This window comes from Pseudomonas sp. Tof1 (assembly GCF_055390395.1).
Genome location: NZ_AP024344.1, coordinates 2,378,900 through 2,393,960, shown reverse-complemented (window position 1 = coordinate 2,393,960; position 15,061 = coordinate 2,378,900). Strand labels below are relative to the sequence as shown.

General features: G+C 57.1%; 7 protein-coding genes and 1 pseudogene. 4 read left to right on the top strand and 4 right to left on the bottom strand.

Annotation, left to right across the window (positions count from 1 at the left end; all coding sequences use genetic code 11):
- Window positions 1–354: 354 nt before the first annotated feature.
- Window positions 355–1,055, bottom strand: a pseudogene (locus ACZ5KU_RS11060) (transposase).
- 88 nt (window positions 1,056–1,143) lie between these two features.
- Between ACZ5KU_RS11060 and ACZ5KU_RS11055 the strand changes: the two are divergent.
- On the top strand, window positions 1,144–1,302 hold the full coding sequence (locus ACZ5KU_RS11055) for a response regulator (RefSeq protein WP_464737141.1): 159 nt from the start codon (window positions 1,144–1,146) through the stop codon (window positions 1,300–1,302).
- Between the two features lie 83 nt (window positions 1,303–1,385).
- Here ACZ5KU_RS11055 and ACZ5KU_RS11050 read toward each other — a convergent pair whose 3' ends face one another.
- Window positions 1,386–1,766, bottom strand: a complete 381-nt coding sequence (locus tag ACZ5KU_RS11050; RefSeq protein WP_464737140.1) for a hypothetical protein — start codon at window positions 1,764–1,766, stop codon at window positions 1,386–1,388.
- 635 nt (window positions 1,767–2,401) lie between these two features.
- On the opposite strand from ACZ5KU_RS11050, the gene ACZ5KU_RS11045 reads away from it, so the two are divergent.
- Window positions 2,402–3,289: a HEAT repeat domain-containing protein gene (locus ACZ5KU_RS11045; RefSeq protein WP_464737139.1), complete on the top strand. Its 888-nt coding sequence runs from the start codon at window positions 2,402–2,404 to the stop codon at window positions 3,287–3,289.
- 551 nt (window positions 3,290–3,840) lie between these two features.
- Here ACZ5KU_RS11045 and ACZ5KU_RS11040 read toward each other — a convergent pair.
- Window positions 3,841–4,374: a DUF7919 family protein gene (locus tag ACZ5KU_RS11040; protein WP_464737138.1), complete on the bottom strand. Its 534-nt coding sequence runs from the start codon at window positions 4,372–4,374 to the stop codon at window positions 3,841–3,843.
- Window positions 4,375–4,379: 5 nt separating this feature from the next.
- A complete protein-coding gene (locus ACZ5KU_RS11035) occupies window positions 4,380–13,898 on the bottom strand; it encodes a two-partner secretion domain-containing protein (protein WP_464737137.1) in 9,519 nt (3,172 codons plus the stop codon).
- Window positions 13,899–14,153: 255 nt separating this feature from the next.
- On the opposite strand from ACZ5KU_RS11035, the gene ACZ5KU_RS11030 reads away from it, so the two are divergent.
- Window positions 14,154–14,441 carry a trimeric intracellular cation channel family protein gene (locus ACZ5KU_RS11030; RefSeq protein ID WP_464737136.1) on the top strand — a complete coding sequence of 96 codons (288 nt, stop codon included), beginning with the start codon at window positions 14,154–14,156 and terminating at the stop codon, window positions 14,439–14,441.
- Window positions 14,381–14,776, top strand: coding sequence for a trimeric intracellular cation channel family protein (locus ACZ5KU_RS11025; protein WP_464737135.1), 396 nt, complete (start codon window positions 14,381–14,383; stop codon window positions 14,774–14,776). The genes ACZ5KU_RS11030 and ACZ5KU_RS11025 overlap by 61 nt, the downstream gene beginning before the upstream one ends.
- Window positions 14,777–15,061 lie beyond the last annotated feature (285 nt).

Sequence of the window (15,061 nt, the reverse complement as noted above, 5' to 3'; positions counted from 1 at the left end):
TAAAAGCATCCGGACAATAAAAAACAACAACCCGACCCTGCTGGAGCTGGCCTTCAATCAAACCCCCGGAAAACTATTGATAAAACCCAAGATACACAGAATCCCTTACGACGTCGACGACAGAAACTTGGAAAACTACAAACGTGCGCAAGTAGCAAAACTGCTGTCCAGCTGGCCCAGCGCAGAGGAGCGCGAGGCCCTCTCAGCCCGCATCACTGAGCACATGGAAAAAGGCTTGGTTCTCGGTGTTCGCCCCAAGTCATCAAGAGATAACATCAGAACCGACTGAACAACAGGAACACTTCCAGCAGCACAATCTTTAAACACTATTAAAAACGAAAAATGGGGACGGATTTATTTTCCTGACTCTCGAGCCGGCCGCCCCGGACCTCGTTTCTCTATCCGTAAGCCAATAATCCTTTCCACCTCGTCCACGAAACGATCCGTCCCGGTCAGCTGACTTCTTTGCAAAGCATCGCGGATAAGGCTGATTTCATCAGTTGCAACAGCTTGTCGAACAAATGCCTCGTAACGCTGGCCACGTTCTTTCGCAGTATCACCCAAAGCAGCGAAGCAAGGATCAACATCCAGCAAACAGTCGTTTTCTACACCACTCATCCGAGCTTGATAGCTCGACCATGGGTAATCTACCGGATCAGCGACCATTCGAGCACGCACAGGATTCAGTTCGATGTAGCGACAACACGCCAGCAGATAAGCATCCGATTGCACGACACTGGACTTGTATCGGCTTTCCCACAAGGTGCCCGAACGACCCTCCAGCCGATTGCGATAACGTGTCGTCCGTGCTGCCAGCGCCTTCATCAACTGGCCCAACCCTGCAACTGCTTCACCGGGGCTAGCAAAAGATGAATATGATTGGTCATCAGGCAATAGGCATAGACCTTCACGCCGAATACTTCCTTGAGTTCCCGCAGATTTTCGAGATAACGGTGATAATCTTCCGCATCCGCAAACACTATCTGACGGTTATGACCGCGTTGTACTACATGGTGCGGGTAGTTTGGTAAAACAATACGTCCCATCCTGGGCATACCTGAAGCCTCCTTCCGTTGAAGCTTTCAGAGTAGCAAACGGTTCAGAAAATAAATCTGTCCCCGTTTCTCCGGTTTCTGGGCCGGCATGGACCTTCGCCCCCAGCTCAAGGTGCTGTTCATCAAGGGCTACGCCGAGAATTCGGCGATCAGCGATGGCGAACTGCCTTGCGGCATGCAGGTGATGACCAAGCCGTTTGTGCTGGATAGTCTGGAGAGTCGGATACGGGAGATATTGACGGTGTAGGTGAGCGTTGCGCTCTCGGTCAAGGCGACGGCGGGTAGATACCTGAATTCTTGCTCCGATTAAGTCAGGACCCAGAATCCGTCTCAGGGTGTTGGTGGAATTTTCAAGATCAATTTCACGCACTCTATCCTGGTATGTTTTACAAACTCGGTAATATCCTTCTGCCTCTCCTCCTCGGTTGCTTTCTGAGAGTAGGCAAGCGCTTCTTTCAAAAGAACTGTTCGGAGACGCCAGGTAAACGCGTCCGGCTTTTGGTACTGATCCGAGGGATACACAGACAAAGGAGGCTTTCTTTCTTGCCACGCCATCATGATCGCCGCGGCATCCATCTCCCAGAGTTTGCAATATTCACCCTCACCGTTAGTGAGCGATGCTTTCCCATCCACCAGCTTCCAGGCCAATGCAGAAGTGCTTCCAAATAAACACATCAGGGCCAACGATGCCGCAGCAATCCTTTGAGCCATAGCATTTTGAGGTCATCAAAATAGCCATCCTATCACTTGGCTAGCGAAGATGGAAATTAAAATTGAAAACCTGCACCCTTATCAAGACGAAAGCATTAACAATGCAGCTTTTGTAGAACAGGCAATTAACCAGAAAAATGTTATACCAATAAGAAGTTTCAGTCCAGCCCCTCACTTCCGACATTGCTGGACAAGTGCCTAGGTGCCGACTAGCATTGGTCCAGTCACCACTTTAAGCACATGCGCTCATTGGGTTGTTGAGTCTAGTGGTGACCCACTTATAATCAGCAATCCGGAGCAACCATGAACGACAAGTTAGAGTCGCACAATCGGCCAGTTGAGACAGGTCCTATTTTTTACTCAGCCCTAGTTATGGGGTTGGTTATGATTGGAATAGGCACCTTTTTCGAAGCAATGCAACTTGGTAACTTCACATTAAAAATTTTCATGTTCTGCACAGGGTTAGGAATAATTCTTGGTGATTTCGGCTCTAAGGCCAGTGTCACCCTACCGGGCCAATCAATGACGATCATCGGGTGTGCGGCACTCGCAGTCGTCATATTCTTTATAATTTTGGACCGTATGGACGGACGTTACCTACGTATAAAAATAGAGGGGACACTAGAGAGGCTACGATGGTTTTCGAGGGCGACAATGATTTTTTTGGATCCCGATTAAAAACCAGTTATGACTTTGTAGTTTTCGACAAGGACATTGTTCGCAAAAAATTGGCTCTGATCGTCAACATTGGTGATAGAGAACAAATATTTAGCTGCATTGATGCTGCTTTATTAAGACCACATCTAGGATCAGGAAATACCCTGCAATGGCATTACAACTCCCAGGATGCAAGCCTAAACGACGGGGCTAATAAATTAATTGCCAAGGTTGGCCCATGCCCCAGCGCGACTGGAACAGGCGCTGTCGTTAAAGTAATGCCTGCTATTGATGGTTCGTCTTGGTCACTACTGCAAATGGCTTATGCAGATGAGGAAACTCAAACGATTGATGAATTAATCAACAGCTTGAACTCCGACAGTACCTATGTGCGGCGCGATGCCCGCGCTGAGCTCGGAAAAAAAGGAATGTCCGCTGCAAGACCCCTGTTAATCAAAGTACAGAGCACTGACACTTCCTATCGAACAAAGCTTGGTGCGCTTGTCTCCCTTAACGAAATTGCTCAATCAAATGCTGGTCAACGCGGAGCACTGAAAGCAGTTGTTGAAGAAGACGATTTAAAGGCTCTGACCAAAGCGTCCGCAAGCGACGACGGCACCGTGCGATCCTACGCAACCAATGTCCTAGTCAGTTTAAAGGATCCGCGTGCTATTCCTTTGGTCATTCAACAGTTCCCAGAATCAAGTGAAGATGGCCAACGTAACCTGCTAGTGGTCCTTAGTCAGACGGTCCCCCTGGCAGATGAGAAACAGAAACAATCTGCGGCTGAAATTGCTACATCGATCGACCCGAAAGATGAGGCTACGTCGGTGCTGATTAAATCTATCCAGGCTGCAGCCGAGTGAATATTTAATCGGAGTAACCGCTAGAATGTATCGGTATGTACGAAATAGCTTGAAACTTGGTTATTCGGCTTTAAAAACCGGCTCGGGATGCTCATTGGCAACCACTCAAGTCGAGCACGACCTCGGCCGTCCCTCGCCGGCTTTTGCCTTGCCTAACATGCGTTTCAAGCTATTTCGTACACAGCCTAGTGTGGTGTTTCACAAGTAACGTTCATATTTGTCGGCCTAGTGCCTCGGCTGCTCGCAAAAACGGGGACCAAAAACGGGGACGGATTTATTTTCCTTATTTCCCTGACTCTCGCCCCAGCCGCCCCGGACCTCGTTTCTCTATCCGTAAACCAATAATCCTTTCCACCTCGCCCACGAAACGATCTGTTCCTGTCAGCTGGCCTCGTTGCAGAGCATTATCGGAGAAAATAAATCGGAGAAAATAAATCCGTCCCCGTTTCTGCAGACGCCCGTTTCTACGTCCCCGTTTCTACTGCCGTTTCTATTGCAGAAAATAAACCCTAAAAAAATCTGCCCCAGCTCCTCCGCCCTTCCCGGCCAGCCTAATTTGATTTTCCGGCAGACATTCGCTCGCTATTTACTCTAGCAATATCCATTTTCTCCTCAGCCGATAACTTACCCCACTCGCTATGCCACAACCTTTCTCTATATACGTCATCTGCAACAAAAGGAATATTTTCATCCAACGCATCAATTGCAGAAATATATTCTACAGGAGGAAGATAACCATGAACCTCAATATAATGGAGAATCATCACAGGAGACGCATAGACAACTTCACGCCCAGGAATCCAAAGCCCAGAATCAGGTATTAATCTCCCAGAAGACCCAAACAGCTTAATCTCACCACATAATTCACAAACAGGAAATTCCCGAAGCGGCTCCACAAGAGGCTTAACACAACCAGCGCCATCGACAAGAGACTTCAATTTATTAAAAGTCGAAATCGGCATGTCTCCCGTCGAAAACTCAGATTCAACATCAATCCAACCAACATTTTTCACCCCTTTCAAAATATAAGGCGCTATCCCATAAGAATAGTCAGTCAAGTCTGAAAAAACATTGAATTTATTCATAATCACTACTTCGACGGTATGTATGGAACGGGCTGAGTGCAAGCAGCCCAGAAAACGCAACCCATATTTGGCTCCAAAAATTCTGAAAGCTGAGTCGGCGCGTTAGTTGTAGTTGAATTACTCAAAATATTCAGAGGCTTACCCTGAAAACCTGGACTAAGCAAAGTATAATTATATCCAGTCTCACCAGGCTTTGTCACCTGATAATTCCGAAGATCCGCATAATTTCGATCAGAGAGAATATATCCATTTGGAGCAATCCCACTCTTAATAGTATGCTCCAACTGTTCTACCGATGTAAGCTGCTCCAAAATTTTACCAGTTGAATCAGAGATGGTTATGCCAGGCCGTGGAGAAATAACAAATGTGCCCTCAGGAGAAACATATTGCATTGACACACCACTGCCGTTCATCACACCGTGGCCAGCGAGCGCCTGTCCACTCCCCCCCTCTGTAACGGTCTCGGCAAACTCATGACCGCTGGTACCACCAAGTCCTCTCTCGGCCTCCGATGCTGACTTTATACCATTTGCCGAAACGGCTGCTTTCAAACCAACCACATTCAGAAGAGCCTGAGCAAACCAACCAATTCGCTCCCCTATGGTCGCCTCGGCTCCCGTCACCGGGTTTGCCACACCAGCTGCCATCGAGAGCTGGCAACCAATGCCAATCGGCCCCATACCACCACAGCCCCCAGCGAAGGCATCAGCAGCAATCTGGTTCAGATTTGCCTGCAGATCGCTCTTAAGCTTCACCTGATCTGCCTGCCCCGCCAATGACTGCTCCACAGTCGCAGGCTTCAGGTACCACTCATCACCCTGAGCAGTTTTCAGAGACTGATCCGTAACAACGCAAACTCCGGTAGACGAGATCTTGCACATGACGATCTCGCCAGGGTAATGATCCTTACTGGAAGCCCACGTCATATCGGAGGCTTCGCTTATGACTTCATGTTTGAGCTCACTCTCCCCTTTCTTGAGTAATGCCTGAATATCGGCAGCCAATTCTTGGCATTCAGCTGAAGAACTGCCTAGGCAAGAAGACATGTACTTCCGCCGTTTCTCGACTAGAGAGAGTCCTTCTTCGAAACTCAGATGGTTGTTCTCTACCGCATTCTTCGCAGCTCCAGCAGCAGCAATAGCGTTTTCCAACCCACCGGCCGCCAACCCACCGGCCAGGCCACCAGCAAGCGTCGACAGCGCCGAAACTGTCTGTTTCTCCGACTCGGTCAACTGATCAACAGACTTATTCGGGTACAGTTGCTTGGCGATGTACTCACCAAGGCCTGCACCTGCCGCACCGGCCAAAGCGGAGTTACCTTGCGAGCTTGCAAGCACTGCTCCCCAGACGGCATGCGCCATCAGGTTTGCGGCGTCGTCCCCCTTGGTGGCCTCCTTGATGCTCTGGGCGACATAGGGCGCCGCCGCCCCCGCCAGCGCACCACCGATGTTCCCGCCCAGAACACCCTGCACAACTGCACTGACAGCCTGAGCCGCCTTTTTGAAGCTGCTGCCCACGCCGTAACTTTGGCTAACCTGCTGGGCAATCTGATCCCCAGTTGGGTTGGCGTTCCCCTTATCCAGCAACTGTTGCTGAGCAGCTTTGTACTCGTCGCTGTTCGGGTCCTGAGCCGCCTTCATCTTGGCCGTGGCAATCGCATCCGAAACCCCATTGACCAACTCCACGGAGCTGCGAATCAGCTCCATGCGCTCTTCCATCGCCTTCTTGTCAGGCCGGTCGAGCTTCTCGTTGGCGTTGGCCGTATCGCGGCTCAGCCCCACCAGGTCGTTGGCCCCCTCAGTGTTACGAACGACGATGGTGCCCTCACTGACGGCGCTACGGGTCTTGCTGCTGTCCGAATCGCTGAGTGACATGCCGAACATGCCGCCCAGGCCTGCGCTCACCGCACCACCGCCAAAGCCAACCGAGCCACTGACACTGACAGAAGTACTTTTTATTTCGCTCTTGTTCTTGATATCGCTGGCAATCAGGCGATCGGTGCTGAGCAGGTTCTTGTCCGCCGTCGCATCACTGGCGATGACCGCACCTTGCAAGGTGGTGTTGTGACCAACATAGATGTCATAGCCCCCTGCCCCTGCAAACAGCCCGCTCTGGTCCTCGACCGCCTGGTAATTGCTCTTCATGTTGCCGGCGGCAAGGTTGGCCGACACCACGACCGGCACGCCGTAGCAGAACGGCGGGATACAGATGCTGCCACCAATACCGGCACTGCCTTGCTTGTTCTTCTCGGTCTCGGAGTCCTGGCGCGAGGCGATGTTGAGGCTGCCCTCGACCAGCGCATCGATCGATTTGGCCCGTACCTGTGCACCCGCCAGGGTGGTGTCCTTGCCGCTATGTAGGGTCAGTGCGCCGGTGTCCAGCGTGCTGTTGACCTGGGTCACCGAACCACCGGTACCCAGGCTCTTGGCGATCTGGGCTCCCAGATCCAGGGTGAAGCCAGTCTGCTGACCGATATTGAAGCTGGCACCAATGGCTGTTCTGTTATTGGAACTGTTATTGGCCCAATCTGCGGTGTTCTGCGCACTTTCCAGAACGATGTCGTGCTTGGCCGTCAAATCAGTATCAGCGGCCTTCAAAGTGCTACCGATAACGTGGATATCACCGGCCGTACCAGCCGCCTTTCCCGTCGCCTCGATAGCCAGTGTCTGCCCTACGTTGAGTGAGCTTTGCTTGGCTGTCTTGCTCTCATACTCACTAGTACTTTTGCTGTGAGTGTTGGAGAGCTCGGTACCAATCTTTATCAACGAACCATTAGCCGAAGGGCTGGCCTTCTTGTTGAGGTAGGCGTCTGCACTCTCGGATAGTGAGGCCCCGATTACCCCCAGGTTGTAGGCAGCCAGTGCAGCCTGAGCCAACTTCACCGCCTTGAGCTTGGGATCATCGGCATTCTTCGCCGCCTTGACCGCGCTACGGATGGTGTTGACGCCATCTACGACAGCACCGCCCATCACCCGGCCAACCGCCAGGCTGGCAGATTTGTCAGTCGTGCTCTGGCTAGCACTCTCCATCCCGGCAGCGATGCTGATGTTGGAGCCGGTCAGGCTCATGTTCTTGGTGCTGACCAGGTCACTCGCTACCACCGTCAGGTCGCGACCGGCCGTAAGGGTTACATTCCCCTGACTGGAACCGACCGTGCTACCCGTCAATGTCGTCTGGTCCGACTGGCCGTTATGGCTCTTGCTGCTGATGGACAGATGCTGGTTGCCCGTAATGTCGTCAACGCCCAGGTTGTTGGCCGTCAGCACACCGGTCAGGTCACGATTCTTCTCCTTATGCATCTCCGTGCGGGTGAAGGTGTTCTCAGCCGCGTCGATGACCAGGTCGCGACCAGCCTTGACGGTCAGGTCCTGGGTACTGACCAGACCGGAGCCCTTCACATTCACATCATGCAAGGCCGCCACATCGACGGTATTACCGGAGATGACACTGCCCACCGCCGTGGTCTGGGTTTCGGCGACCTTGTCCTGAACCTTGCTCGATTTCAGGCCGCCCCAACTGCTTTTGCTCTTGCTGCTTTCATGATGGGCGCTGTTGGAATCGGTGGCCGCGACGATCTGCACATCGTTACCGGCGACCAGCTTGGCGGCCCCCTTGTCAGCCGCAACCTCACTGCCTTTTACGATCAGGTCGTTACCTGCCAGCAGCGTGGCGCTCTGACCACTGGTGACCGAACTCCCCATATGGGTGGTACTAGCCACCTCATCCAGTCGGCTTTTCTTGCCCGACGCGTTTTTCGAGGTTTTGCTGTAGAAGCTGTAGTCCTGATTCTCCGCAGACTGCAGCGTCAGATTCGCCCCAGCGGACAGGTACGCCTCATTCGCGGCACTGACCCGACTGGCTACCAGTCCCAGATCCTTGCCAGCCGTCATCGTCAGATTGCCGCCCGCGTTGACCAGGGTAGAAACCTGGCTGGTATGGTTATCCTCCCCCCGATACTTCTTGTTCCAACCGCTGTACTCACTCTCGTTCGCAGCCGAAGACAACGTGAGATTACCCACCGCAGCCATGGAGATGTCACGCTTGGCATCAATCTGGCTGGCGGTGCTGCCGAGATCGCGCCCGGCACTGATGGACACATCCCGCCCGGAACTCAGCGTCGAACTCAACTGAGTCACCTGGGCACTGGCGTAGTTGTCATAGCGGACACTGCTGGCCTGCTCGGCCGAGGCGATGCTGACATCCCGCCCGCCCGTGATCTGTGTGTCGCGCCCACTTTGCAGGACACTGCCCTGGCTGACGACATCACGACCCGCCTTGGCGCTCAGGTCATTGCCCGCCTCGATACGCGCAGCACTGTCCGCAAAATCCTTGCGATGGCTGATCAGGCCGTCATGGCTCTGATGCGTGGTCACCGTCCGCTCGTTGCGCACATCGCCCGTGACGGCCGTCACGCTCACGTCGCGCCCGGCGATAATCCCGCCGGCCTTGTTGCTGAGGTTGTTGTTCGCCAAGGCGTCGAGACGATTGCCCGCCTCCAGCAGACCGCTGTTCACCAGGTCATTGTTGGCGGTCGCCTTCAGGTTGTTGCTGGCCCGCAGGGTGCCGGCGTTTTCCAGGTCCTTGCCGGCGATCAGGCTCACATCAGCGCCCTGGATCAGCGCGCCATTGTCCGCCAGGCGGTTATTGGCATTGGCCAGGTAAAGCACCGGAACCAGGACCTGCTCACCGTTGATGGTCTGGTTTTCCATCCAGACGATATCGTGGGTCAGGGCCGCGACCTGTTCGGAGGTCAGGGTTACGCCCAGTTGCAGATTCAGTTCCTGCTTGCTGGCGACCGCGTTGTTCATCAGGTACTTGAACATCGCGTCATCGGAGGTCTGCCCATCGATGAAACGCTGCCCGGTACGGGCGGTCACCGCCTGCTGGATCAGTTTCTGCTCGTAGAAACCATCACCCAGGCGCTTGGCACTGGTGTCCGGGTCGTAGCCCAGGTTGGACAGCAGGTAGTCCGAACTCATGAACTGCTTGAGGTCGGTGAGCACCGGGTTGGTTTCGATCAGGTATTTCTGCGGGCTGGAGCGCCCCGAGGTATCCGGCAGGCCCGGTACATGCGGCGGGTTGGCGGCCTGGGCCGTACTGCCCTGCCCGCTCAGGCGGAACAGGCCGTTCTGCCCGGTCGGCAAGCTGAAGCCGGGCAAGGCCACCGGGTTGATCTGCTGCTGGGCCAGGTCGGGCGGGAGCTGCGCGTTGATGTACACCGCCGTCGAAAAACCGTTACCCGTCCCCGTGTCGGCGGCGGTGCGGCCTGCTGCGACATACTCATAAAAAGGCCGGATGACGCTGTTGCTGATCTTGTTATCGGCATTGAGCGTGACATTGCCACCGGCCTGGATGATGGCGTCGTAGGACTTGTCACTGATGTTGGTGGTGACTGAAGTCCCCCCCAGGTCGACGGTCGCCCAGCGGAAGAACGCACTCAGGTCCGAACCGTAGGAAGCCGAGGGCGTCGGGTTGTTTCTGGCGTTGAACGTGGCGGCAGCGCCGGCCGCGGCGCCGGTTTCGTTGACGAAACTCCAGTAGCGGCGCGTGGTTTTGATTTCCTGCGGTTGCAAGCCCTTGTTGTTGATCGTGCTGGCGTTGACCTGCACATTGCCGGTCGCGGCAATGAGGCTGCTGGTGTTGTTCAGCGTTTGCGTGTCGATCTGCAGGTCGGCGCCGCTGGTCAGGCTGGCGGCCGCGGTGCTGCGGGTGACATTCAGGCGATCGGTTTCCGCCAGTTCCCACAGGCCGTTGATACGGCCACCCCCCCGATCATCGCAGCCGGCCACGGGGATCAGCGTGCAGGAAAGCCGGGTAATGCCCGTGGCACTCTTTTCATGCTCGGTGTATTCCAGCACATCCATGACGTTGTTGACGGTGGTCGCCGCAATCGTCAGCTTGCCGAGGCTCTCGATGTCCCCCGAGCGGTTATCCAGCAGATCGGCCTGGGTCCCCGCCGTGTCGCGGGCAATCAACGCCGTCCCCAGGCTGTAGACCTGCGCATAGCTATTGGTGAAGCGGCTGGTCAGCAACTGCAGGTCGCCGCCGCTGGAGATCAGGCCCTGGTCGTTGACCAGCGCCCCGGTGGTGACCAGCAGGTCCTTGCCGCTGCCCAGGGTACCGGTGTTGGTCACACCGGCTGCGGTCAGCTTCAGGTTGTTGCTGGAGGTCACGCGCCCGGCGTTGTTGAGCAAGGCATCGAGGTTGATCGTGGTGTCGCCACCGCCGGCGATGCTCGCCGTACTCTCCAGATCGGCCTGCGCCGCGTGGAAATCCAGGATACCGAGGCTGCTCAGGCGGCCCTTGCCGGTGTAGTGGCCGCTCAGGTCGACGTCGAGGGCACCGTCGGTGCCGAACAGCCCATCGTTGCTCCAGTCGATCCCGCGGCCCTTCAGGCCCGACGTCGACAGCAGTTGGCCGCTGGCGGTCTGGGTCAGGTGGTTGACGTTGACGGTCAGGTGCTCGGCCTGGATCGAGGTGCTGTTGGTCCAGCTGTCGCCGTCGAGCGTCAGGTCGCCGTGGGTGACCAGGCGCCCGCCGACGTCCTCGAGGTTGGCCATGGACAGGCCGAAGATCCCGGTACCGACGTGCAGCAGGCTGCCGCCCTGGTTGCGGAAACTGCCGGCGTCGAGCGCAATATCGGTATTGGCGGTTTCCAGGGTGCCGTTGCTGTTGTCGAGCAGGCCGCCGATGGCGAAGAGGGTTTTGAGGCTACGGCCCAGCGAACGCAGTTGGCCGTTCTGGTTGTCCAGGCTGGCCGCCGTGGTCGACAGGGTGCTGCCACTTTCGATGATGCCCTGGCGGTTGTTCAGCTTGCCCAGCAGGAAGAAGCTGATTTCGCTGGCGCTGATCTTGCCGCCCTGGTCACCGCTGTTGTCCAGGTCTTTGCCGCTGACCTGCACCAGGTTAGAGGCGTAGAGGCCGCCGTTGCGGTTGTCGATATTGCCGCTGCGGGCATCGAGCAGCGCGTCGCCGGCCTGGGCGGCGATGCGACCACCGTTGTTGTCGATGCCGCCGAAGGCATTGAGGGCCAGGCGCTGCGCCTGGATCGTGCCGCCCTGGTTGTTGTCGTTCAGGCCATTCTTCAAGACGCCAATGATGTGGCTTTCAAAGGCACCCTTGACGCTGGACAGCAGGCCCCCGCGGCTGTCGAGGTTGGCAGCGGTGACGGTCAGGTCACCGTCCTGGGCAATGACCTTGCCGCTCTGGTTGTCGATATCGCCCGTAACGTTCAGGGTGACCGCGCCCTTGCCCTGCAGCGAGCCCTTGGCGTTATTCAGGCTGTCGGCAGTGAGTTGCAGGTCGGCATTGCGGCTGGCGATCAGGCCGTCGGCGCTGTTGTCGACCTTGCCACTGCTGGTTATCAGTAAGGTATCGGTGGCGCCGATGGTGCCCTGCTGGCTGTTGTCCAAATCGCCGGTGAGCAGGGTCAGCAGGCCCTGGCTGTTGATGCCGCCGTGCTGGTTGTTGATCTGTGCACTGCGCTGGACCAGCAATGGGCCGGCGCTGGAGAGCTTGCCGTAGTGATTGGTCAGGGCGCCGAGCAGGTCGAGGGTGACACCGGCCTTGCCGGTGAAGGTGCCGTGGCTGTTGTCCAGGTCGATGCCGGTGAAGCTCAGGGCATCATCGGCGCTGATCGTACCGGCGTTGTTCAGGGCCATCGCCTGCAGGGTCAAGGCAGCCGAGCTGGTGATGGAGCCGCCAAGGGTGTTGTCGAGCAGGCCAGTGATGGTGAGCTTCTGGGCATCCCCGCTGGAGAGAACGCCCTGGTCGCTGTTGTCGAGGCTGTCGGCGGTGATGGTCAGGGCTTTCTGGCTCACCACTGCGCCGGCCTGGCTGTTGAGCAGCGCGCCGCTGAGGGTGACTGAGACATCACCGCTGCGGCTGGAGACGGTACCGCTGTTGCGGTTGTCCAGGCGGGTGCCGGTGACAGTCAGGCCCTGCCAGCCGGAGATCACGCCGTTCTGGTTGTTGATCGTGCCGGTGGCGGTGAGGCCCAGGGTGTTCTCGGCCATCACTAGGCCGGTGAGGTTGTCCATCGTGCCGAGGCTCAACGTGCTGCTGGCCTTGCTGGAAACTTCACCGCCGTTGTTGTTCAGGTGGCCGAGGCTCGCGGTCAGTTGCCCGACGCTGTTGATCAGGCCGCCCTGCCCGTTCAGCACCGTGTCGGCGGTCAGGTTCAGGCGGTCGGCACTGAGAACCCGGCCCCGGTTCTGGTTGTCGAGGGTACCGGCAGTGACCGTGGTCTGGCGCTGGCCACTCAGGGTACCGCCCTGGTTGCCCAGGGTCTGGGTAGCGGTGACCTTCAGGTCGCGGCTGGCGATGACGCTCTTGCCGGTGTTGCTGAAGTTCTGCGCGGTGACGCTGACGTCGCCTTCGGTATTGCGGCTGTTATCGGCGTTGACCCCGGCTTCGATGATGCCGTTGTTGGTCAGTTGGCCGCCGCTGTTCACGGTGATGCGGTCCTTGGCTACCAAGTTGTTCTGGCTGGTCAGGTCACCGGCGGTCTTCACGTCCAGAGTGCTGCCGGCATAGACAGGCCCCTTGGCTTCCAGGCTCTGGGCCTTGATATTGACCGCCCCGGTCGCGGCGGTATCGACCAGGCTCAGGTGGCCGTTGGCATCGAGCTGGATGTCGCCCCCACTGGCGACCATCTTGCCGTCGAGCTTGACCCCAACCCCCGCTTCGGTACCGACCAGTTTGATCACCCCGGCGTACATGCCACCCAGCGCCGAGGAGTCGATCGCCAGTTGCGGAGCACTCGCCGGATCGGCCGCGCGCGCGGTGGCCTTGAGGGTCTTGGCATCGACATCGTTGGCGCCGGCGATGATCGCCAGGTTCTTGGCCTGGATCTCGGCATTGAGCTTGGCCGAGCGGGTGATGATCTCGAAGCGGTCGAGATTGTTGGCGTTCAGGCCCGCGCCTTCGATAGACACACTGCCCTTGTCCACCTGGTAACGGCTGACCTCGCCGTTCTCGATCACCGGTTTGCCGGTGGTCAGCGTCGCCTGCGGGGTGTTGATGAAGCCGCAGCCATTACAGGTGATGCCATAGGGGTTGGCGACGATCACATGGGCCGACTGCCCCGCCACTTCGGTATAGCCGCGCAACTGGCTGGGACTGCCGCCGTTGACTTCGTTGAGGATGGTCGAAGCGGCACGCCCGTTGAGGTTGCTGTTGCCAAGAATGATCCCGCCCAACTGCGTCGACTGGGTACGGCCAGTAGCGTTGTTGAGGATGACGCCGTTGCTGCCGACGTTGTAGTCCTGGAACTGGTTGTGCGACAGGCCGCTGCCGTTCGGGGCGGCGATGTTGACGATGGGCACGCCGTTGCCTGCCTGCCCGAGCGTGGTTCCCGGGGCACTGACGACGATGCCGTCCGCCTGGGCCCACAGCGGCTGCCAGAACATGACGTTCGCCAGCAGGAACGCTATCCCGCGCTTGGGCAACCCGAGGAAATGGTCACGTTTTTTCAGGGATGCAGAAGGCTGCCCCGCAAGGAAGGCGAACTGGCGAACGTCCATGTCAAAAATCTCGGCGTTCCACACAAAAAACGGGCCGCCTGATCTCTCTACAAGGAGACAGGCAGCCCGTTTTCTGCACGAATGATATTAATATGATGTCACAATATTAATTTGCCACTATCTTGACGTCAACGATCTCTCTGCTACGCGGGAGAGAACGGATATCAGCAAAATCGCCTCCCCGCCCCACCTCACGGCTCTCCACTCACCGTCTAATGTTGTGGTATCCCGCCCAGGCCAGAGAGGGACCCGCTGATGAAAACCCGAGTCGAACAGGTGGTGCTGCTTGCGGACCTGGTCGGTACCGCCGTGTTCGCCGTTGAAGGTGCGATCAGTGCCATGCGCGCGGGCCTGGATCTGCTGGGGGTGATGGTGATTGCCTTCATCGTGGCCCTGGGTGGCGGCGTCACCCGCGACCTGCTGATCGGCGCCACGCCCCCAACGCGATACGCGACTGGCGCTATCCGGCCCTGGCGTTTGCCATGGGGCTGCTGGCCTTTGTCTTTCATACCCAGGTGTTCAGCCTGTCGGAGTCGCTGCTGACCCTGCTGGATACCGCAGGCCTGGCCCTGTTCGCCATCGCCGGTGCACAGAAGGCACTGAACTTCGGCATCTCGCCCTTCGTCTCGATGCTGATGGGCACCATCACCGGCGTCGGTGGCGGGGTCATTCGCGATATCGTGCTGGCGCGCATTCCGATGGTGCTGCAGGCCGACCTGTATGCCAGCTCTGCCTTCACCGGTGCCGCCGCGCTGATCATCGCCCGGCGCCTGGGTGTACCGCCGGTGACCGCCGCCCTGCTGGCCGCAACGGCCTGCATCGCATTGCGCCTGGCTTCGGTGAACTGGGGCTGGCAGTTGCCGAAGATCACGGTTTGAAACAGAAGCACAGAGTAGGGAAAGTTGATTTCTACTCAATGATCCGTTGAATTCAGCGATGCCCCACAGCATCGGCACCTTGGTACCTTTGGTGCCGACGATATTCCAATCAATCAATGCGGTTGCACCAGGCGCAACATGCCCCTTTGCAGTCGAGCGGCGGACAACCGCCGCAGACCGTAATGCACTTGGGCGCAGAGACCCAATGGGCTGACCAGCACAACCGGTCGAGCTGGCGGGAATCTACGTATCACTCGGGTCAGCCGAACTTGGCTTTTCTAGTGG

Excerpts from the sequence above, each read along its gene's own strand:
- ACZ5KU_RS11045 (WP_464737139.1), top strand. The coding sequence starts at position 2,402 with ATGGTTTTCGAGGGCGACAATGATTTTTTTGGATCCCGATTAAAAACC.
- ACZ5KU_RS11025 (WP_464737135.1), top strand. The coding sequence starts at position 14,381 with ATGGGGCTGCTGGCCTTTGTCTTTCATACCCAGGTGTTCAGCCTGTCG.
- ACZ5KU_RS11040 (WP_464737138.1), bottom strand. The coding sequence starts at position 4,374 with ATGAATAAATTCAATGTTTTTTCAGACTTGACTGACTATTCTTATGGG.
- ACZ5KU_RS11035 (WP_464737137.1), bottom strand. The coding sequence starts at position 13,898 with ATGGACGTTCGCCAGTTCGCCTTCCTTGCGGGGCAGCCTTCTGCATCC.
- ACZ5KU_RS11030 (WP_464737136.1), top strand. The coding sequence starts at position 14,154 with ATGAAAACCCGAGTCGAACAGGTGGTGCTGCTTGCGGACCTGGTCGGT.
- ACZ5KU_RS11055 (WP_464737141.1), top strand. The coding sequence starts at position 1,144 with ATGGACCTTCGCCCCCAGCTCAAGGTGCTGTTCATCAAGGGCTACGCC.
- ACZ5KU_RS11050 (WP_464737140.1), bottom strand. The coding sequence starts at position 1,766 with ATGGCTCAAAGGATTGCTGCGGCATCGTTGGCCCTGATGTGTTTATTT.